At 56.7% G+C, this 21,065-nt stretch carries 19 protein-coding genes and 1 pseudogene; 17 read left to right on the top strand and 3 right to left on the bottom strand.

Annotated elements, in window-relative coordinates; translation table 11 throughout:
• The 7 genes from LC354_RS19375 to LC354_RS19345 all read left to right on the top strand — a co-directional run.
• On the top strand, positions 1–945 hold a 945-nt coding region (locus tag LC354_RS19375; RefSeq protein ID WP_223426968.1), incomplete at its 5' end, for a terminase gpA endonuclease subunit.
• A 92-nt stretch (positions 946–1,037) separates the two neighbouring features.
• Positions 1,038–2,576 (top strand): phage portal protein, encoded by a 1,539-nt coding sequence (locus LC354_RS19370; RefSeq protein WP_223426966.1) that lies wholly within the window; start codon positions 1,038–1,040, stop codon positions 2,574–2,576.
• Positions 2,573–2,833: a hypothetical protein gene (locus tag LC354_RS19365; protein WP_223426965.1), complete on the top strand. Its 261-nt coding sequence runs from the start codon at positions 2,573–2,575 to the stop codon at positions 2,831–2,833. Before LC354_RS19370 ends, LC354_RS19365 begins: the two co-directional genes overlap by 4 nt.
• Positions 2,830–3,948 (top strand): S49 family peptidase, encoded by a 1,119-nt coding sequence (locus LC354_RS19360; protein WP_223426963.1) that lies wholly within the window; start codon positions 2,830–2,832, stop codon positions 3,946–3,948. Before LC354_RS19365 ends, LC354_RS19360 begins: the two co-directional genes overlap by 4 nt.
• Positions 3,949–4,158: 210 nt before the next feature.
• Complete coding sequence (locus tag LC354_RS19355) at positions 4,159–7,554, top strand: DEAD/DEAH box helicase (protein WP_223426961.1); 3,396 nt, start codon at positions 4,159–4,161, stop codon at positions 7,552–7,554.
• A gap of 42 nt (positions 7,555–7,596) precedes the next feature.
• Positions 7,597–7,782, top strand: a complete 186-nt coding sequence (locus LC354_RS19350) for a hypothetical protein (RefSeq protein WP_223426960.1) — start codon at positions 7,597–7,599, stop codon at positions 7,780–7,782.
• A gap of 222 nt (positions 7,783–8,004) precedes the next feature.
• Positions 8,005–8,925 (top strand): DMT family transporter, encoded by a 921-nt coding sequence (locus LC354_RS19345; RefSeq protein ID WP_223426959.1) that lies wholly within the window; start codon positions 8,005–8,007, stop codon positions 8,923–8,925.
• A gap of 316 nt (positions 8,926–9,241) precedes the next feature.
• Here LC354_RS19345 and LC354_RS28045 read toward each other — a convergent pair whose 3' ends face one another.
• The gene (locus tag LC354_RS28045; RefSeq protein WP_223426958.1) at positions 9,242–9,691 is read right to left on the bottom strand and encodes a GFA family protein; all 450 of its coding nucleotides are present in this window, start codon (positions 9,689–9,691) and stop codon (positions 9,242–9,244) included.
• On the opposite strand from LC354_RS28045, the gene LC354_RS19335 reads away from it, so the two are divergent.
• From LC354_RS19335 to LC354_RS19325, 3 genes are all read left to right on the top strand, one after another.
• A protein-coding gene (locus LC354_RS19335; RefSeq protein ID WP_223426969.1) for an IS630 family transposase occupies positions 9,690–10,753 on the top strand; the annotation gives its coding sequence in 2 pieces (ribosomal slippage) (positions 9,690–10,181 and positions 10,184–10,753; 1,062 coding nt in all). The genes LC354_RS28045 and LC354_RS19335 overlap by 2 nt on opposite strands.
• 281 nt (positions 10,754–11,034) lie before the next feature.
• A complete protein-coding gene (locus LC354_RS19330; protein ID WP_223426957.1) occupies positions 11,035–11,634 on the top strand; it encodes an SAM-dependent methyltransferase in 600 nt (199 codons plus the stop codon).
• Positions 11,635–11,779: 145 nt separating this feature from the next.
• On the top strand, positions 11,780–12,205 hold the full coding sequence (locus LC354_RS19325) for a c-type cytochrome (protein ID WP_223426956.1): 426 nt from the start codon (positions 11,780–11,782) through the stop codon (positions 12,203–12,205).
• A 167-nt stretch (positions 12,206–12,372) separates the two neighbouring features.
• On the opposite strand, the gene LC354_RS19320 is transcribed toward LC354_RS19325, so the two are convergent.
• A complete protein-coding gene (locus LC354_RS19320) occupies positions 12,373–12,933 on the bottom strand; it encodes an ISAs1 family transposase (RefSeq protein WP_263289468.1) in 561 nt (186 codons plus the stop codon).
• A gap of 27 nt (positions 12,934–12,960) precedes the next feature.
• On the opposite strand from LC354_RS19320, the gene LC354_RS19315 reads away from it, so the two are divergent.
• The 3 genes from LC354_RS19315 (at position 12,961) to LC354_RS19310 (ending at position 15,671) form a co-directional block, all read left to right on the top strand.
• Entirely contained in the window at positions 12,961–14,208 is a 1,248-nt protein-coding gene (locus LC354_RS19315; protein ID WP_223426954.1) for an IS256 family transposase, read from the top strand.
• 132 nt (positions 14,209–14,340) lie between these two features.
• Positions 14,341–14,553 carry a hypothetical protein gene (locus LC354_RS28040; RefSeq protein WP_399203943.1) on the top strand — a complete coding sequence of 71 codons (213 nt, stop codon included), beginning with the start codon at positions 14,341–14,343 and terminating at the stop codon, positions 14,551–14,553.
• Positions 14,554–14,738: 185 nt separating this feature from the next.
• Positions 14,739–15,671, top strand: coding sequence for a transposase (locus tag LC354_RS19310; protein WP_399203941.1), 933 nt, complete (start codon positions 14,739–14,741; stop codon positions 15,669–15,671).
• Between the two features lie 137 nt (positions 15,672–15,808).
• Here the strand turns inward: LC354_RS19310 and LC354_RS19305 are convergent, their stop codons facing one another.
• Positions 15,809–16,156 carry a hypothetical protein gene (locus tag LC354_RS19305; protein WP_223426953.1) on the bottom strand — a complete coding sequence of 116 codons (348 nt, stop codon included), beginning with the start codon at positions 16,154–16,156 and terminating at the stop codon, positions 15,809–15,811.
• Positions 16,157–16,959: 803 nt separating this feature from the next.
• Here LC354_RS19305 and LC354_RS19300 point away from each other — a divergent pair.
• The 4 genes and pseudogenes from LC354_RS19300 to LC354_RS19285 all read left to right on the top strand — a co-directional run.
• Complete coding sequence (locus tag LC354_RS19300; protein ID WP_223426951.1) at positions 16,960–19,125, top strand: SulP family inorganic anion transporter; 2,166 nt, start codon at positions 16,960–16,962, stop codon at positions 19,123–19,125.
• 186 nt (positions 19,126–19,311) lie between these two features.
• Positions 19,312–19,911 (top strand): IS110 family transposase, encoded by a 600-nt coding sequence (locus LC354_RS19295; protein WP_223426950.1) that lies wholly within the window; start codon positions 19,312–19,314, stop codon positions 19,909–19,911.
• Between the two features lie 67 nt (positions 19,912–19,978).
• On the top strand, positions 19,979–20,296 hold the full coding sequence (locus LC354_RS19290) for a hypothetical protein (RefSeq protein WP_223426948.1): 318 nt from the start codon (positions 19,979–19,981) through the stop codon (positions 20,294–20,296).
• Between the two features lie 439 nt (positions 20,297–20,735).
• Positions 20,736–20,987, top strand: a pseudogene (locus tag LC354_RS19285) (IS6 family transposase); the annotation flags it as partial.
• Positions 20,988–21,065: the final 78 nt, after the last annotated feature.

Here is a 21,065-nt window from a genome sequence, read left to right as displayed (position 1 = left end):
CGCATCCAGACCGCGATGAACGCGGGCTTTGGCGAATGCTACGCCATGACCGCCTCTGGCGATGTGCCGGACTGGCAGGAAATCATGGAGCGACGGCAGCCATATCGGCCGGGGGATGTGCCAGCCGGGGGCCTACGTCTGGTCATGGGCGTCGATGTGCAGAAGTTCAGCCTGGTCTATGTGATCCGGGCCTTTGGCGCACGCGGAACGTCCTGGCTCATCGACAATGGTCAGCTTTACGGGCCAACAGAAGATGACGATGTCTGGTCTGCACTGGCCGATCTGATGCTGACGCAGGTGGGCGGCTTGCAGATTGAAAAGGTCTTTGTCGATTCAGGGTTCCGGCCGGACAAGCCGGAGCTGGGCAACGAACACAAGGTCTATGAGTTTTGTCGGCGCTATAGCTGGCTGTGCTCACCCACCAAGGGCCGGGATCAGCAAAACCCGCCCTACAGGGTCTCCAAGATCGAGGTGAAGCCAGACGGCAAACGCGCGCTTTACTCGATCGATCTGGTGACGCTGTCGACGGATTTCTTCAAATCGCTGGTGATGTCGCGCATCCGCACGCCCGCCGATCAGCCTGGCGCGTTTCATGTCCATGAGGCGGTGAGCGAGGATTACTGCAAGCAGCTGACCTCGGAGGCGCGGGTGGTGGTTCAAGGCAAGCCGGTCTGGGTGAAACGCTCGCGCAACAACCACTTTCTGGACTGCGAGGCGCTCTGTGCTGCCATCGGCTACACGCTGAACGTTCAGCGCATTCCCGAAGGGGTGGAGCGCAAGTCGGCACTCGAGGCGGCGGTGCCAGATGGCCATGATCCGACAACAGTGACAGCGCCAGTGCCTGATCGATCAGGTCTGGCAGCATCTCATGCATCACCGGGTCCTGACAGCGCTGCCAAACTGCGCGGGCGGTTTGCGCGTCAGGGCAGCCGTTTGAACAGGTAACGCACATGTCGATGATCGGAAGGCTGAAACACTTGCTGGCGGAGGCGCTGCCTCAACCAGCGGGGTCTGCCAGACCTGCCAGGTCCGAGGGGATGAGCCTCCCCAAGCCCTCAGGCAAATACATGCGCGGCGGGCGCGGTGTCACTTTTGCCGGTTGGAAACCAGCGCTGCGGGAAGCCCAAGATGATATTGGCGAGGCCTGGGACGATGCGGCGGCACGAGTCAACGATCTGCTGCACAACAGCGGCTGGCTGGCCGGGGCCATGGAGCAATGCATTGCCAATACAGTTGGCACGGGTCTCCAGCTGAAGGTGCTGCCGGAAAACGAGACTTTTGGGATGACGCCAGCTGAGGCCTCGGACTGGGCGAAAACGGTGGAGCGCCGGTTCGAGCTTTGGGCGCGCAACGCGCAGGAATGTGACATTCAGGGCCTGCGCACCTTTGGCCAGATGCAGGCGGCGGCGTTTCGATCGTGGCTGGTCACCGGCGAAATCCTCGCGGAGCTGCCCTGGCGCAAGCGGCCGTGGAACCGCTACGGCACGAAAGTACGGCTGCTGCCGCCACAGCGGCTCTCGCGCAAGACGGAAAGCATGCGGCGGCTGATCAACGGGGTCTATACCGACCGCGACGGGATGCCCGTGGGGTACCGCGCGATCCGCAAGGATCACTTCAAGCATGACGTCGAATACGATGTGCGCGCGCGGGACAGGGCAGGACGCCCGCGAGTGATCCATATCTTTGAAGGCGCGCCGGGCACACATCGAGGCATCTCTCCACTCGTACCCGCGCTGCAGGTGGCCCGGCAGTTTGACCAGTTGGCTGATGCCACGCTGATGGCGGCGATCGTGCAGACGCTGTTTGCGGTCACGATTACCTCGGACGAGCCGACGGAACAGGTGCTGCAGGGCCTGCTGACGCCGCAGGAACAGGCGCAGATGCTGGCCCAGGGCATCTCGCCGATGGAGGCGTATATCGAGATGGTGGCGGGTTACTATGACGGCAGTACGCTGGATGTGGGGATCAACGGCCGCTTGGCGCATCTTTTCCCGGGGCAGGAACTCAAGTTCCATACCTCGAACCATCCATCGGGGGATTACGCAGTTTTCGCGATGCATCTGCTGCGCGAACTCGCGCGCTGCCTGGGGCTGACCTATGAAAGCGCCACGGGCGACAATGTTGGTGCCACGTATTCGTCGCTGCAGGCGGCGACCACTGAAATCTTCGCGATCACAAAGGCGCGGCGGCGCAATATCGTGGCGCCGTTCTGCCAGCCGATCTACGAGGCCTGGCTCGAGGAAGAAATTGAGGCGGGGACTCTGCCGTTCCCGGGCGGGATGGACGGGTTCATGGCCAACCGGACCGCCGCCTGTCGCGCGGAATGGCGCGGCGATCCCCGGCCACAGGCCGATGATCTCAAGAAAGCCAAGGCCCATGAGGTCTGGAAGCGGCTCGGCGTGATGTCGGACGCGATGATCTGCACCGATCTCGGCGCGGATGTGGACGATGTCTACCAGCAGCTGGCGCAGGAACAGGCGCTCCGGGCTGAATACGGCCTTCCCGAGCCTCAGATGATGGGGGCGCAGGGCGGAGGTCCTGCTGCTGACGAGACAGGTGATGAGGCCGAGGCATGACGATCCCCATTGATGAGGCCGATCCCTGTGCGGCCGCGGCCAGCTTGCGGCAGGTCTATGTCCGGCTCGTGTCGGGCGAAGGCGCCATGGAGGTGCGGTTCCGGGGGGGCTCGAACGGGGTGGAACGGTCTGTGACCTATCACCGGGCGCATCCCGATCGCCTGCTCACCATCATTCGCAGGTTTGAAGAGCAATGCGCCCAGCTGAAGGGCCGTGGCCCGCGGCGGTTTGCGATTGGCACAGGAGGGGTGAGGTGACGGAACTGCCTGATATCGAACACTCGGCGGCAGGGCAGTCGGGGCCGTCCCTCGCACAGATCGCGGGCCGGGTGCTGAACCGACCGCTGCTGCTGCATCCCGACAAGGCTGATCTGATCCTGTATGTGTTGCAGGGCCGGATTGGGATCGAACCGCTTCAGGCCATCATGCCGGAAACCAATCGTTTTGTCGGCACCTATCGCCGCGACAATGGCAGCGTCGGGTCCATGCGGGTTGCAAACGGCATAGCCATTCTGCCGATTGTCGGCAGTCTCGTAAATCGGGGTGCCTGGATCGGGGCCAATTCGGGGCTGGTCTCCTACGAGGGCATTGCCGCGCAGCTGCGCGAGGCGCAAGCCGACCCGGAGGTGCAAGCGATCCTCTTGGATATCGACAGTCCGGGCGGCGAGGCCACGGGGATGTTTGCCACAGCGAACCTCGTTCGCACTGTGAACGAAGTGAAGCCTGTCGTGGCCTTCGTCAATGATGTGGCGGCCTCAGCTGCTTACGGCATTGCCAGTGCCGCGCGCGAGATCGTGGTGTCGCCCACCTCGATGCTGGGCTCGATCGGCGTGGTGCTCACTCATCTCGACCGCTCGGGCGAGATCGAAGATCGGGGCGTGAAGCCGACGCTCATTCATGCCGGCGCGCACAAGGTCGATGGCCACCCGTTCGGGCCGCTTTCTGACGCGGTCCGCGCGGATCTGCAGGCCGAGGTGATGAAGATCTACGACCAGTTCGTGGGGCTCGTGGCCGAGGGCCGGACCGGTCGGATCAGTTCTGAGGCGATCCGGGCCACGGAAGCCCGGACCTATCTTGGTGCGGACGCCATTGTCGCAGGTCTGGCCGATCGCATGGCCAGCCTCGACGAGGTGATCGCGAATGCGCGCCTCGTCGATCTGTATCACTTGCCCCATCGGTTTGGGCTTCTCTGTCTCATCCATTCTCTGCTCCTCTCAGCCAGTCTGAAAGGAGCCTCCGTCATCGTCAAATGTGCGAAAGACTTTGTACGTTATCTCAACCGATCCGCCATTCGGATGCCAAAAGGAAAGTTACCCGTCCGGCTCTGTGCCACCCCCAGCGTGCTGACAATCTCTGAGACGTGTTTCATCTGAAGAGTGTCAGGCAATAAGAGGATGATGGGTAGGTGCACCCTTTTGGTCCGCCTGCATGTTCGTAATATAAGTGTTATGCCGTAGGAATGGGCGGATTGCCGACATTAGCTGCGCCCGCAAACAGGGTCAGAGGACTTGGAGTAAAGCAGACATTCGGATTTGCGATGGTTTTGCTTGACCATATCCATTTTACACCAGAAATGTTGGCGGATGAATATTACGCGATCAGACATCTCCCGAGTGATTGATAACCCCGCATATTACAAGCGTGGAGTTTCATATTTTTCAGACAGAAAGGTCCTTACGTCTCGTTTGCGTGTAGATGATCGCATCGTCGGCCGCGTCGCAGGTTCGGGGGGGCGCGTCTATTCGGTTGATGCAACGTTGGGCCGTGGTGCAGATGGTCGCTTATCGAATGTTGATGGGCATTGTTCGTGCCCAATTGGGTATAACTGCAAACATGTAACGGCGGTCTTACTGGACGTGGCACAAACGCTTGTTGATGTGATCCAGAAACCTACGACATCTCAAGACCCAAATCGCCCTCTGGCGCGCACAAAGGCAAATCTGCCGGGCTCCGTGAGCACTTGGCTCGAACGGTTTAGTAACACAGGTTCGCATTCCCCAAATCCGATTGCACCCAAAACTTCGAGTGATCAGACATTTTTCGTTTTTCGGCGAAGTAATAGAGGGTTGGCAGAGATAACGCCCTACAAAGCCTACGTAAAGAAAGACGGCAGCATTGGAAAAAACACCCAAGAGTACAGTGGGAACCATAGTCTGTCTTATGCACCGTCGGGCACAACCATTGAAGATGCTATAATCTTCGCCCAACTGAGATATCTGTCGACCAACAGCTATCCGTCTACTTATAATTGGCCGCAAGGGGAGGCGCTTTGCACGCTACTTCAACAGATCGTTGCAACCGGTCGTGCTAAAGCTGAAACAATCTATGGCCCACGATTAAAGTGGTCCGAACCCAGGCACATTACGTTTCAATGGCAACTTGACGCACAGGGCGATCAGACGCTTTCAACCATCGACCCTGATGGGCGCGCCCTTGTTCTCCTGCCTTTTCCGGACACTGTCTTTGTTGACCCAGAAGCTGGCGTCATTGGTTTTGTAGAGACGGATATGCCAGCCAATACCCTGAACGCCCTAGCCGCCGCGCCAACGATCCCCGCAGAAGCCGTCGATACAGTGTCTGAAATTTTAGCCGCTCACGCGGAAGGCATTCCAAAACCAAAGCCCGTTACTGTCAACGAAGTTACGGATTTACGACCAACAATGAATCTCAGGTTGTTTGGGCATAAGCGACAGGAGAGGCACCAATCTTATGGATGGCGCAGGACCGGGGCGCCGCAAGAGGTCATCTATCCCTGCATTGGCTCATATGTAACATATGGCGAAGATGACAAGGCTTTGGAACCCGGTGAAGGGGCCGATATCCGTTCCCAAACCAAGGGCGAGATCAGCATCATCCGGCGTGACTTTGAAGAAGAAGCGATGTTGGTCCAGCAGCTTGAAATGACTGCCGAAGAATTCGAAGGCTATCATCCCGACCTTGTGGCACTATCCGGCCGTGCTCCAAAACCAATGAAAGACGCCAGCGTCATCTTTCCACAGATTTCGGCGCAAGACCCACAGAGCACGTCATGCGCCTTGGAATTCATGGCCGAAGGGCTGCCGCGACTTCGCGAGTTGGGTTGGAAAGTCGAGATAGATAAAAGCTGGCCGGTTCATCTTTACGAAGGTGATGCCAGCTTCCAAACAGTTATTGAACCGTCGGGGCAGGATTGGTTCTCGCTGGGCTTGCAGCTTGATGTGGATGGGACCGCACTTGATGTCACACCAACAATTATGCAGATCATCGCCTCACTCCCGCTTGACGAATTTGGGTCATTGCCGGACGGATTTGAACTGGAAAGCTATTTATCGAATGTTGTCCTGTATCAAAGCCTGCCAAACGGAACGTTGGTGCCAATTGGGGGCACAAAACTAATCGGGTTTGTGGAAGCTTTTCTTGAATTACAGGGAATAACACGCTTCCACCAAGCAGAGGCAGGCCGCGCCCTGCAATTGGTCGAGGCTCTGGATGGATGTGGCGCAAAATGGCAGGGCGGCCCTGAACTTTTGGAACTGGGCAAGCGTCTTCAAAGCTTGGCGACGATCCCTGATGAAGATATCCCCGCAAGCTTGAAGGCCGAGCTACGCCCCTATCAACGGAGTGGCTTTGGCTGGCTCAAGGCCCTAAGTGATAACGGGTTTGGCGGAGTTCTCGCTGATGATATGGGGCTCGGAAAAACGGTTCAAACCCTTGCTTTGCTGGCCAGCCGTCACCTTGAAAACAAAACTGATCGCCCAAGCCTGCTCGTGGTTCCAACAAGCTTGATTTCCAACTGGCAAACCGAAGCCAAACGCTTTGCCCCTGACCTAAAGCTGCTGACCCTGCACGGTTCAGATCGCCACGAACGAATGGAACACATTGCAGATTCTGATCTTGTGATTACTACATATCCTCTGATCAATCGTGACTACGACAAGTTGTTCGCCTATGAGTTTGATCTGGCGATCTTGGACGAGGCTCAGGCCGTTAAAAACCCCGCCTCCAACGTGGCAAAGCGCATTCGAGATATCAAGGCACGCCAACGCATTGCGCTAACCGGCACGCCGGTCGAAAATAATCTGACTGAATTGTGGGCGTTATATGATTGGCTCATTCCTGGTTTCTTGGGGGATCGGAAAAGCTTTGCTTCGGAATATCGCAAACCCATTGAGCAAAAGGGAGATCAAGCGCGACAACGACTGTTGTCTAGCCGGGTTAAACCTTTCCTCTTGCGCCGCACAAAAGACGAGGTGGCAGATGACCTGCCACCGAAAACCGTCATCGACGAAGTGATTACCCTCACCGGCAAACAAGCCGCTCTATATGAAAGTGTACGCAGCGCCATGGATGCCCGCGTTCGCGAAGCCCTTGCCCAAAAAGGCCTGGCTGGGTCACGCATAACCGTGTTGGACGCTCTGCTGAAGTTGCGGCAGGTTTGTTGTGATCCAAGACTGGTCAAACTGGATGCCGCCGCCAAGGTAAAGGAGAGCGCAAAGTTTTCGCGCCTCATGGAAATTCTGGAAGAGCTCCTGAGCGAAGGCCGAAAGGTTTTGGTCTTTTCGCAGTTTGTCGAGATGCTTCGACTGATCGAAAGCGAAGTCCAGTCACGCGGATGGTCCTACACGATGCTACACGGCCAAACGCGGGATCGCCCCAGCGAAATTGACAAATTTCAATCTGGCGACGCTCAGGTTTTCCTGATCAGCCTAAAGGCAGGAGGCACAGGGTTGAACCTGACCGCCGCCGATACCGTCATTCTATATGATCCTTGGTGGAACCCCGCAGTCGAGCGTCAGGCCATGGACCGCGCGCACCGAATTGGCCAAGACAAGCCGGTTTTTGTTTATCGCCTATACACAGAGGGAACAGTCGAGAGCGCCATTCAAGACATGCAAGCACGAAAACAGGCATTGGCGGATGCACTGTTTGAAGGCACCAGCGGCGGGCCAATGGGGTTGACCGAAGACGACTTGACTGTGTTTTTTGGAAGCACGATTTGATATCCAGTCGTCTGGGCGCCTATCTTACAATGGCTAACTCGAATGACCGGTCTGGCGATGCTGCGGCGCAGCATGACCGAAAAAAGCCTATCGCAGTTTTACCGAATAAACATCGTGCATTTCCGCAAAAAACTACCGATATCCTTTTTTGTTGGCGGCTTTAGTCGCCGAAGCGCGATCCGCGAGAGACGTTGGATGAATAGGGCGGCCGATTTTGGCAGCTTCTAATCAGGCAGGCCAGATGTCCGCAAAATCTGCAACGTCTGATCCACCACGAATTGATCGCGAAATGGTTCGAACGAATCGACCAGAACGGACGCTTCGCCCGATCCTTGTGCTTTTGTACAAGAAATGACGCGACATCAGTCATCGTAAATGACACTACACTTAAAAGTTGGAAAACGTGTCCCGAGGTGTTTACGCTACGTCATTTTAGGGAAGGCGATGTGCATGTCCTCTCGTTCACAAAGTATTCTAATTTTTTTCATTGTGACTTTGGGTCCGCTCTTGTGGGCTGGAAACTTCGTCGTGGCGCGATCTCTTCACGATTCTATCGAGCCCTTTCAACTGAACTACCTGCGTTGGGTTGTGGCTGGGCTGATCTTGTTGCCAATTACGGTGCGCGATTGGCAGCCCATAGCTACTGCCTGGGCGAGCCATCCACTACAGATACTTACACTTGGCGCTCTGTCTGTGGCGTTGTTTAATTGCCTCGTTTACTCTGGGTTGCAACATAGCTCTGCATCTACAGGTGGAGCCATCTTCGCGTTATCCGCTCTTTTCATAATGTTCATTTCCCGGATCTGGCGTGGAACGCGTCTAAGGGCACGCGAAGTGCTCGGCGCGAGTGTGGCCTTCTTGGGCGCAGGTCTGGTTATTCAGGAGGACGTCAATGGCCTTCTGTCTCAAGAAGACCTAAGAGGACCACTGCTGCTTATTGCAGGGTCTTTCGTCTGGGCACTTTATACCGTCTGCCTACGACGCTGGAGCGTTCCGCTCACGCCATCGGCTTGCCTTGCGACAACGGTATTTTCAGGACTTCTGATAATGACGCCTTTTGCAATTATCACTGAAATGCCCACGGCGTCGATGCTCGCCGATCCGGCCGTATTTGGTGGCATTCTGTATGTCGGTATTGGAGCCTCGGTATTAGCATTCTGCGCGTGGCAAAAGGGCGTGGCAACGCTCGGTGCTGCGCGTGCTGGAGTGTTTCTAAATTTGGTCCCGGTCTTTACCTTGATCCTTGGTGTTCTGGTTCTCAAAGAGGCCTTGACGCCTCAGAAGGTGACGGGCGTGTTCATGGTGTTGCTGGGAGTATTGCTCAGTCGAACTGGCAACAACGAGAGTATCCGATCCTCTGTGTTAAAATAGTTCGATTAATGCTTCTAAACTGAAGGAGCACGACGGCAATGACGATTTCCGAGTGGCTTGTGCGGACGGAGGCCACGCGACAGTCTTCCGATTTGGAATTGTCGACAGGTGTCATTAATGAGCTACTGCATATGGACGCGCTGTGTAACCTGATCGTCGCGAAGGTCAGGAAGGTCCGCAGACTGTGTAAGTTGGACCTTCTTCAGATTTTGCAGGCGCAGCGAATGGCCGCAATGGCGGGCTGCACCGCAGCGCCAGATGAAGTTACGAAGGTCCTCTGTGGGCCGGTTTTGATCCATCTGACACCGAGCTCGCGTCATGGTGCGCGCCCATCATGTTTTGGCAAGCCATCGTTCCAAATAAGCCAAGGTACACGCTCCGCCCAATGCACATGCGCGGTTGGCTTATACAGTGTTAGGTCATCCAGAGTTGCAGCGAGTAGGTGCATTTCTCCCGGCCAGCGCGTGCTCATGTAATGCAGTGGCGTGCCGCATTGACCGCAAGACCCGCGTGTGACGCCCGGCGAGGATTTGTAAAAACTGCGCGAGCCTTTCCATTTCATTTGTGCCCGACCTACACCAAAGTAACTTGTCATCGGCGACCCGGTTACCCTACGGCAGCTTTCGCAGTGGCAATGCACTGCCAAAAAGGGTGAGCCTGTGATCTGATACCTGATACCAAGCGGCGTGAAGGCTGACTCACGTGGGGATTCCCAAAGCCTCAAAAGTCTGAATCTATGGCGGCATGTCTGGGAGGACGTGGCCATGGGTGCAGCGATAGGATTGCGGACGGATTTTGACGGGGCGGCATTGAGGCGCTTGGCACGGAAAACGACGATCGCGAACCAGAGTCGAAGGCTGCTGGCGCTGGCTGAGATCTACGATGGCGGCAGCCGCAGCGATTCTGCGCGGATCGGTGGGGTGGGTCTGCAGATTGTGCGCGACTGGGTCATGCGGTTCAATGCTCGCGGGCCGGATGGGCTGATTGATGGTAAGGCACCTGGCAAGCGGCCCAAGCTCAATGATGCCCAACGCCAGGCGCTTGTAGCGATCGTCGAAAGCGGTCCGATCCCGGCGATCCATGGGGTTGTGCGTTGGCGGCTGATCGACCTGGCACAGTGGCTCTATGCGGAATTCAAAGTCTCGCTGGATGAAACGACCGTGGGTCGGGAGCTGAAGAAGCTCGGCTATGTCAAGCTTACGGCGCGGCCTCGCCATCATGCGCAAGACACCGAAGCGCTGGAGGCGTTTAAAAAGGGGGCTTTGCAACCGAACTGGAAAAAGTTCGCGCACGCCTCCCGCACGGCGCTGCGATAGAAATCTGGTTCCAGGACGAGGCGCGCGTAGGTCAGAAAAACAAGATCACGCGCCGGTGGGCGAAGCGTGGAACACGCCCATCGGCACCGCATGATCAGCGAACCACATCGACCTACATCTTTGGAGCGATCTGCCCGGCCCTAGGCAAGGGTGCAGGGCTTGTCCTGCCGTTCTGCAATACCGACGCGATGAACCTGCATCTTGCCGAAATCGCTCGAACCGTCGCGCTGGGTGCCCATGCCGTACTCCTCATGGATCAGGCCGGGTGGCACATGACCACCGCGCTCATCGTACCAGAAAATATTAGCATCATCCCGCTGCCAGCCAAGTGTCCAGAGCTCAATCCAGTCGAAAATATCTGGCAATTCATGCGGGATAACTGGATCTCCAACCGCATCTTCGAATCCTACAACGAGATCGTCGATCATTGCTGTGATGCCTGGAACAAGCTGATCGGCCAGCCCGGGCGCATCATGTCCATCGGACACCGCCGATGGGCTCATGAGTTCTGATCAGTGCAGGTTGGTATGAGGACCCCACAAGCGCAGCCACCATCAAATCCCATAACCGCTTGCCCTTCGCATCTAGATCTGTAACCGAGCGTTTTACGTAGTTTGTTGCTTCGTGCCATACGTAAGTGGCCGCAGAGGAAGCCGATTTACAGACGCCAAAGCAATGAATTTGCCTGTCTCATGACTGTGCTAGAAATAACCAACGTTGTCTAAGTAGGACGCAAAGGCACTATAAAGAAACAGCACTCAAGCTCGAGCATGTGAATACAGGGAACCAGGCAATGTGGGAAGAACGGTACGCAAAATCAGGCGACTACCTTTTCGGAGAGCAACCGGCTCAAGTTTTGGTTGAGAACCCTTGGATGATTGATGGCGCAAGCACGTGTTTGTGCGTCGCAGATGGCGAGGGGCGTAACGCTGTCTGGCTGGCAGGGCAGGGGCTCTCGGTCACAAGCTTTGACCTCTCGCCCACAGCCGTCGGAAGGGCGCGTGAGCTGGCTGCGAAATCGGATGTTCAAGTAGATTCTCACGTGAGCGACTGGGACGGCTGGGATTGGTCGCAGGCCTTTGATCTCGTCGTTGCCATCTATGTCCAATTCATGTGGCCGGAAGAGCGCAAAAAGCAGTTTGAAACGCTGCGCCGAGCTGTTCGGCCCGGCGGACGAATAATCCTACATGGATATACTCCTGAGCAGATAGAATTTGGCACAGGCGGCCCACCCAACCCAGAGAATATGTATACGACCAAGTTGCTGAGCGAAGGATTTGGTGACTGGCGCATACTGCGTCTTGCCGCCTACGAGCGTGAAGTGCAGGAAGGGCGGGGCCATTCTGGTCAATCCGCGCTGATTGATTTGGTCGCGGAAAAACCGATCACATAGAAGTCTAACCCCTCCGTATGAGCGATCCGCAGGACGTCAAAATCGTCTGTTGCTCGGTGCCCACTTCATCTGTCTCTGTGTGAGGAAATAATCTTATCGCCAGTGTTCTGACCGAGTGCTGACGCGACACTTGGAAACCTCAGCCATGATCCGTCTGCATATCCTCGTACCTGTTTTCGCTTTGCTGGCTCTACAAGCTTGCACTCCAACATCCACGAACAGCGGACGAACAGTATATCTCGACAAATGCGCGGTCTGTCATGGAAGAAGTGGCAAGGGTGATGGACCTTTGGCATCGGGGCTTGAGACTGCGCCGCCTGACCTTACGCAGATTGCGGCGCGCAGAGATGGCGTCTGGCCTGTGCTTGAGGTGATGAGCATCGTTGATGGCTACACCACGCGTTATCTGCCAGGCACCGAGATGCCGATCTATGATGAGTTTCTTGAAGGCAACCTCGTGAGTTTCGACACTGGTAATGGCATCCGTCAAAAAGCCCCTGCAGGACTTCTCGCAATTGCTCGGTATCTGGAGACGCTCCAAGATTCAGCGCCAACTCGATATGTACCGTAAGGCATTGAGGTCGATCAGTTTTACACTGGTTCAGCTTGAAATCAGTTTGTCTGCTTCGCTGTTTTGACGCGTTGGTTTTGCAAGGTTGTTTGGTACGAGTGCTAATGACTGTGTTTGAAAACTGTATCGCAAACACTGTGTTCCCACAGTAACCCATAAGACTCTGTTCAACACCGTAACCCAAAACACTGTGTTCGACACAGTAAATCAGCCGTCCAAACTGCAGGGCAATCGCGTTTGACTTGCGGAGTGGCCAAGCCATTGAGAATGCTACGTAAGTAGTCATCGCTCCAACCTGCTTTCTTGAGCTTGATGGAGAGGGATTCCTTCGAGGTGTCTCGTCTGACAACGTCGAGTGCGCGGCGACGTGGGACAGCAAGATTGCCCGGTCCGTTATCCTTCCGGTTGCGTGCGGCGTCCTCTCGGAAAGACACGTCGAGTTGCCAGTGCAGCGCATTCTCGATGGCCCAGTGGTCGCGTACCGTGGACAGCAGAACCTCGGGCGTAGGCGTCCAGGATAGAGCGAAGAACCGGGTTTCGGAGGTCACCTTGCCGTCCATTTCCCGGATCGCCTCGATCCGACCGAACCCCTTGAGGCCGGGAAATTCATGATAATCTTCCAGTGACTTGGCCGAAACCACGATGGCTTTGCGAGCTATTGGTGAATCTGGTGTCCGGGCGGTTTGAATGACGGCGGTGCATCTGGTTGGTTTGTTGTTGCGACACAAGCCACCAACCAAAGGAGCACCACCATCATGGACGAGATTACCATCGTCGAATTTTCAGGTCGAGACGCTGTCACGGACCCTCTGACTGATCTTCTCCGAAAAGGGGCTCGGGAACTTCTCCAGGCCGCTGTTGAAGCTGAGAGGGATGCCTTTCTGGCTGAATTTGCCGAGCGCCGGACATCTGACGACCGCGCGGCGGTCGTGCGCAGCGGGTATCACCCTGAGCGCGCCGTACAGACGGGGATCGGGCCGGTCACGGTGAAAGTGCCCAAGGTGCGCGCGAAGGACGGCAAGCCGGTGACGTTCCGCTCGGCACTTGTGCCGCCCTATGTCCGCAAGTCCAGATCCATCGAAGCCGCGCTGCCCTGGCTGTATTTGAAGGGCATCTCAACGGGTGAAATGGGCGCGGCACTGAAGATGCTCCTCGGTCCCGATGCCACCGGGTTCTCGGCGAAAACGGTCTCACGGCTGAAAGCGCAATGGGCGGCGGAATACGACAACTGGCGCAAGACAGATCTGGGTCGCGACGAATGGGTCTACATATGGGCGGATGGTATATACAGTGGCCTGCGCGGCTCCCATGACCGGCTCTGCGCGCTTGTCGTGATCGGCGTTAATGCCAGGGGCGAAAAGCACTTTCTGGCCATTGAAGATGGCGTCCGGGAAAGCAAGCAGAGCTGGAGCGAGGTGTTGCTGTCTTTGAGAAGCCGCGGCCTTGCCTCCCCTAAACTGGCCGCAGGCGACGGAGCCATGGGATTCTGGACGGCGCTGGAAGAGATCTTTCCCACGACCCGCCAACAGCGGTGTTGGATGCATAAGACTGGCAATGTGTTGAATTACCTGCCCAAGCGAACCCAGCCCAAAGCCAAGAAGATGTTGCACGACATTTGGCAGGCCGAGACACGCGAGGATGCGCACGCCTCCTTCGATCTGTTCATCGGTACATTCGAGGCGAAATATCCAAAGGCCACCGAATGCCTTCTCAAAGATCGGGACGAGTTGTTGACCTTTTACGACTTCCCGGCTCAGCACTGGCAGAGCATCCGGACGTCAAACCCGATCGAAAGCGCCTTCGCCACGATCCGGCACCGGACCAAGCGCACCAAAGGGTGCCTCAGCCGCGACGGCATGCTGCACATGATGTTCAAGCTCGGCCAATGTGCTGAGAAAAGCTGGCGCAAACTGCGCGGCTTCGCTCATCTCGCGGACGTCATTGAAGGCGTCGATTTCGTCAACGGCATCAAGTCATCAACCCAAGATCAAGCCGCCGCATGATAATCGCTTGGACACCAGATTTGACAGTAGCTCCACGTCCACGCGTCTAACACTGATAGCGATGGAATGGGTTGGGGCACAGTTTTCTGAGACAGATCTGAGCGCTATTTCCGAAGGGAACGGGAGTAGACGATGACTGACAGAAAGACGGATACGACAAGCGCAACGGAGGCCGCGGCCGCGCCGACGCGCGCCCATCACGCTGGCGGCGGCGGGGCCGCGGCCAGTGGCCCGAAGCGGTTTTCTGCGAAACGCAAGCTGGTAATTGTCCAACGCCTGCTTCGAGGGGAGAGCCTTGAAGCGGTGTCTCGGGCTGAGACTGTCCCTGTGCATCGCCTGACGTAGTGGCGCGACAAGGTGCTTGGGGCCGCCGAGAGCGCGCTGAAGAAGCGTGAGCGAGACGCTCGTGACGAAGAGATCGCGCGGCTTCAAGCCAAGGTGGGCGAGATCACCATGGATAACGAGCTGCTTTATGCGAAGATCGATAAGCTGGAGGGCGGGCGCCCTTTTGCCCGGCGGAGGTCGAAGAGATGAGCCAGGCGTATTCGATCTCCACACGCCGCCGTTTTGGGATGTCCCGCGTTTGCGGGGTCTGGGGTGTTCCTCGCGCGACGGTCTACCGGCATCGTGCAGCGGCCAATGGTGGAGAAGCCGCAAATACGGGGCGGCCCCCAAAGCGTCGTGGGCCGCAAGGGGCCTGCAGTGACGCCGAGCTGCTGAGCCATATTGAGATGGTGATCGCCGCCTCCCCCTTCTCCGGCGAGGGCTACCGCAAGGTCTGGGCGCGACTGCGGGCCATAGGCGTGCGCACAGCCGCCCGCCGGGTTCGACGGGTCATGAAGGAGAATAACCTGCTGGCACCGCAGCGCCCTGTTCACCGCGACGCTCATCCCCATGACGGCACCATCGTTACCGAGAAGGTCGATGAGGTCTGGGGGACCGACATGACCCAGATGTTCACCACACAGGAGGGCCGCGCCTACGTCTTTGTCGTCGTCGATCATTGTTCTGGCGAGTTCATCGGCACCCACGCGTCATCAAGCGCAAGTCGGTGGGAGGCGTTGGAGCCCGTTCGGCAGGGTGTGACGCAGCACTTTGGAGGTGTTGGGCCAGACGTGGCTAAGGGGCTGACCTTGCGCCACGATCACGGCTCAAACTACATGTCCGAAGACTTTCAGAATGAGGTCAAATGCTTTGGCATACTACCGTCCCCGGCATTCGTCAGGCAGCCAGAAGGCAATGGAGTGGCCGAGCGGGCGATACGGACCCTCAAGGAGCAACTCCTTTGGGTGCTACACTTCAAAACCGTCGACGAGCTTCGTGCGGCACTCGCCGCTTTTGCCGCCGAGTACAACGCGTCATGGCTCCGCCAGCGACATGGATACAAAACACCCAATCAGATCCGGGCCGAGCAAAAAGCCCTTGAAGCCGAAGCTGCCACGGTGGTTAAGATGGCAGCATAACCAGCGCAAAGCGCTGTCTCATAATCGTGCCCCGGTACACTTTGACATAGAAGTTATTGCGCACGCAGTTGTAGGGCGGGTTCGCGGTCAATTAACCGAAGAAACAGAAACGTCGCCTTCTTAGGGGTTAAGCTCGTTCAGTCGCATGTGATGAACGTGGTATATTCGGAAGCTCGCTCAGCTATCGTTACTGGGTCCAACTTAGCATCAGACAAGCTCAGCGAAGGGTCCACGCCGTTTTGAGATAGAAACAGCTTGGCGATTTCACCACGAATTGCGAAATTCACGTTTTGAGGCAAATCCCCAGTCGCCTCCGACACCCACTGTGACCAACTGGTTGAACTGGAACGCTGGGAGCTCGAGCAAAGCCGGTCAAAATCTGGAACCAGCAAACCGACCATGCAGATGTCGGTGCGGATGGACGAGGAGGAATACCTGAGGTTCAGGGCACTCTGCAAAGCTGAGCGCCGAACCAACGGAGACATGGTGGATCTCCTAATGAAGGCTTTTCTCGGGGAAGGGTGACAGGGATGGACTCCTGGCAGTTCTGGTTCCCAAAACGACTGCACCGAGTCCCTCGGGATCTGATCAGGAATCTGCCGTGCGGGCTTCTATCAGCGGCAGCTATGCGCAGAAAGCGGGGTTTGCAAACTCGGGGTCTCAGCGGACTTCCGATTGGCGTGACCGGCTCTGCCCAGACCTGCCCCTGCGTCGTCCTCGCTGCGGCGCAGCTTCACCATTCCGGTCGTTCGCGTGCCGCGCAGCATTTTCGAGGTTCGAGTGACCGGAGAGCGGACAAACCGGACTGATGCTGATGCAGAACGATATGGCGAATTGACGAGCGCTAAGCTTGGGCACTGTGCTGCAGGACAGTTGGATTTCGCGAGATCGGAAATTCGCTCCCCCTTTTGGGAACCTGTTCCTTAGACCACCGCGTTCCGTTGGGCGGACTTCAGTAAACCTCCCGGCTGCTATACCCAAGTAGCCGATTTTGCTGGTGTGTCGAGATGCCAACCAAGTGGAAAAAGGAATACTTGGAGGACCAAGTCAATTCGTCGTAGCCTTTTGGAAGACAGGCCATTCAGTGACTGTCGCTTTCTGATTTGATCAGTCTGCTTTGCTGCGAGCGGCTTCAGAGTTTTTAAGAAGGGTCGAGAATGATGAGACATTTTGATTGCGCACCGAATTCGAACTGGGCCTCGCCCTCAACTGTGCTTGTTCAAGCCTGCAAAACGTACAATGCCTGCTGAGTTTGCCCAAGGGCATTGCGGCATAGGTTCCTAGAGACATGTTGTTGCTTCTCGCCAGGTTCCTTCAGTTGTCCATCGGAAGCATCGTCATCGGTGCGATGGCCGTGACTTTGACGATATCTTTTGCCGCCCTCGTTTATACAGGGCCTCTTGCGACGCATCTCGGTGACGGAGCTAATTTCGCTCTGCTCGGCGCGGGGTTTATGGCAGCCGTAGGCACATTCACCTACTCGATCCGAGGCGCGATTGCCAATCCGCAGGACGCCACTGCAGTTGTACTCGGGGTGGCTGCGATGGGCATCGCTTCGAAAGGCACGGTAACCACTGACACGCTTTTCCCAACCGTTCTGGCCTTGCTAATCGCTGCCTGCCTCGTTGCAGGCGGTGTCGTCTACTTGGCGGGCGTTCTGCGCCTTGGATCTTTCGTGCGGTATACACCCTACCCGGTAATCGCTGGGTTTCTTGCTGCAACTGGTTATCTTCTCGTCATGGGGGCCCTAACCATCGTGGCACGCGAAAGTGTCACTCTTTTCAACCTAGGCAACATGTTCCGTAGCGTTCCGCTTCTTCAGTGGCTACCTTGGATTGCCGCGGGTCTCGCGCTCGCTATCATAGCTAATTTCGTCCCCGGGGATTTCACAATGCCCGCAGCTCTTGGGTTGGGCGCAATAACTTTCTACGCTAACCTCGCCATTCAAGGGATTTCGCTTGAGACGGCCCTTGCAGAGGGCATGCTTCTGGGGCCTTTCCTTCCGAAGGAAATGGAAAGCAGCTTGAACTGGCAGTTCATCCAACGAATAGAATGGAACGAATTGATCGGCGCAGCGCCAACAGTTGCAGCGGTGGCAGGCCTCACGCTCCTCGGATCACTCCTGAACACCACTGGCCTAGCCATCACCTTTCAAAAGGCCGCCGAAACAGAGCGTGACATGCGCGCGACAGGGCTCGCCAATCTCGCCTCTGCGCCCGTAGGCGGGATGCCCGGATACATCATTCTGAGTGAGTCCATCTTAGCGAGGCAGTTGGGGTTAAGGGGTCACGCTCCGGGAATCGTTGCTGCCTTAGCCTGCTGGGCGGCAGCCTTGGTCGGGACTGAATACCTCGCTTACGCTCCAGCCGGTTTGATGGCGATGGTTGTTGCCTACCTCGGCTTCGACCTGCTTGGGAGCTGGCTTTTGTCGAGCTGGCAGCGCCTCACGATCTATGAGTACGCCATCGTTGTATTAATCGTCTTAGTCACGGCAATCCTCGGCTTTCTGGAAGCGTTGGCGCTTGGCACATTGGCGGCCGCCACGATCTTTGTATTCACCTGTGCAAACGGAGATGTTCTGCGTGTTCGAACTACTGTCGCTCATCGGCGTTCGTGGATGGAGCGGTCCGAGGAGGAGATGGAGCAACTTGCGCGTGTCGGTCATGGGTGCGTCATCTTGGAATTGTCCGGATTCCTGTTTTTCGGCACAGCTGACAAGGTGGCAAAGCTGGCCATAGCTGATCTCGATTCGGCGTCCGGCGTCCGGTATCTGATCCTCGATTTCGGACGAGTTACCGGCCTGGACGCATCGGCATCATTCTCTCTTTCCGAAGTCGTGAGAGCGGCCGGATCATCCGGGGTCGAAATCACGTTTTGCGGCATGTCGCCCAAGCTTGAGCGCCAGCTCCGACTTGCCCTGCCAAAGCAAGAACAACTTTGGTTTAAAGGTACGGTTGATGCTGAGCTTGAAAGGATCGAGGACGAATTGCTTAATGAGGCCCCTCTAGAAACGCCTGCTCGCATGCCGCGGCTTTTGGCCGTCATTCAAGAACTGGAGCGAGAATTTTCAGACCTTCCGGACGTTGTTCGGCGCGTTTCACTCGTTGGTGGTCAGGAGCTCTTGTCCAATGGCGCACCCTCGACCGAACTCTTCGTGGTCTCGAAAGGGCAACTACGCGCGGAACTCCCCCAAGGGGATAGCGATCGCCGAATCGCGGCCAAGTTCCGAGCCGGTGCCCTCATAGGCGAGGTCGCTTACTTTGCTGGTGTGCCTCGCACGGCTTGGGTCGTGGCTGAGATTCCTAGCGAGGTCGTGCGCATCGATCTCGATCAATTGGAAAGATTTCCTTCAGCGAACGCGATGGAATTCCAAAAGGCTGCTGCCGAGGCCATGGCGCGGCGCATCATGCGCATGAGGGAATACACACATGAAGTAGGTCTCAGGTCAGCGTAAAAAGACGCCGAAACTGAAAGGATACGCTCCGCGGCCTTTCGCTGTAGCGCAACGAGATCGACATCAGAGGGTCCGGTTCGGGCTCACTGCCGTCATCTGACATGGTGTGATTGCGGCGGTCGCTCTCCGGGGCGAACGAGGTCCGGTATGTTGGCCTCATGGATATAAGCCGTGAGGAGAACGACCATGAAATATTATGCCGGACTTGATGTGTCTCTCAAAGAGATATCGATCTGTGTTGTCGATCAGGACGGGGAAATTGCCATACGTGGCAGCGCGCCAGCAGATGCAGAAGGCGTTGCAGGATGGTTCAGGAGCCGATCGCTTCAGCCGGAGAAAATCGTCCACGAAAGCGGCCAGATCTCGATTTGGCGGCAACGTGGAATGGCTGAAATTGGGTTGCCAGCTATCTGCATCGATGCCCGCAAAGCACACAAAAGCCTGTCGGCACGTCTCAACAAGTCTGATGCCGCCGATGCGGAAGGTCTGGCACAGCTCGCGCGGACGGGATGGTTCACTCCGGTTCACATCCGCAGCTTAGAGGCGGATCACCTGCGCAGCCTCATTGGTGCCCGCGAACGCCTGATCCGGCTTCGCAAGGATCTGGAAGGCCACGTTCGGGGTATGCTGAAGACTTTTGGCATCCGCATGACTGGGGTTGGTCAGGGCCGCCAGCGGCAAGGCTTTCGAGATCAGCTGGCCGCTGCAGGAGAAACCGATCCGGTTTTATGCGCCATCGCCGATGGGTACAGGCACATTCTAGAATGTGCCCGCTACAGCTCATAAGACGTGATAAGATTTCACAAAGCGTCCTATTTGGGAAATGTTGGATAAAATGAGATTGGAATACACTATGACTCGACTGACACTGACCATCGCGGGTGCAATTTTTTGCGCGACGGCTAGCTTTGCTGCTCCGGATGTCAAAACGCAAGCCGACATCAACCACCCGGACATCCACGACAAGGTGGGGCAGGGACCTGGAGATAACGCTAATGCCAATCCAAACGGTAATAATGGCAACGCGTCGAATGGCGGCCAAATCCACGGTATCGCAAACGTGCCGGGCCAATCTGATGCCGATCCGGCGACCGGTGAGCCTGGCTTTGCCGACCAGTTGGAAACTGTGCATGGCGGCATCGGCGACAAGAATAAGAATGCCGACAACTAAGAAACGCGCTTGCCGTCCCGTGATCTGGGACGGCAAGCCGGATTTCACTCGCGTGTGTTCTGTGCTTTTATAGCGTTCGAAAATTCAAAATGTTGCAACCAAGAAATGTCCCTCTTGGGCGCTGTGTGAATCCCGGAGACAAAATGGACAGCGGAATCGGTCGGATGTTCTGACTGTCGCGGAGTAAAAGTCCGCATCTTAAGCCCGAGGCAAATGAGCTGAGGGTTGGGAGATGTATTCTGTGGAACTTTATAACCGAGTGCGCCGGGCGTGCCATGTCGAGGGGATGAGCCAGAGCGCGGCGGCGCGCCAATTTGGGATCGACCGCAAGACCGTCGCGAAGATGCTGAAGCATGCGGTTCCACCTGGATACCGTCGGCAGGGCACTGTCAGACAAAACCAGCTTGAGACGGGCAGGGCGGTTCCGTACCTTCCAAACATGACCAAACCTGATCCATTTCGTTATTTCAAAACGAGCTGCGAGATCATCCGCTTGGCGGTTATGATGTACGTTCGTTTCCCTCTGTCCCTTCGAAATGTCGAAGACTTGCTGCATGAACGTGGCATTGATGTCAGTCATGAAGCGGTGAGATACTGGTGGCATCGGTTCGGCCCGATGTTCGCTGCCGAGATACGAAAGCGCCGGATCGAGGGTATGAAATCCAGCCGCTGTCGCTGGCATCTGGATGAGAGTGTGCCGCGAGGCTCCTGCATATGAAGCGGGTGCCGAGCTGCACGAAAGATGAGGGAGGGCCCCTCGAAGCCGGCC

Source organism: Tateyamaria pelophila (assembly GCF_019966495.1).
Taxonomy (GTDB): Bacteria; Pseudomonadota; Alphaproteobacteria; order Rhodobacterales; family Rhodobacteraceae; genus Tateyamaria; species Tateyamaria pelophila.
The sequence above is the reverse complement of the archived record's forward strand: the minus strand, read 5'-3'. Positions and strand labels throughout refer to the sequence as shown.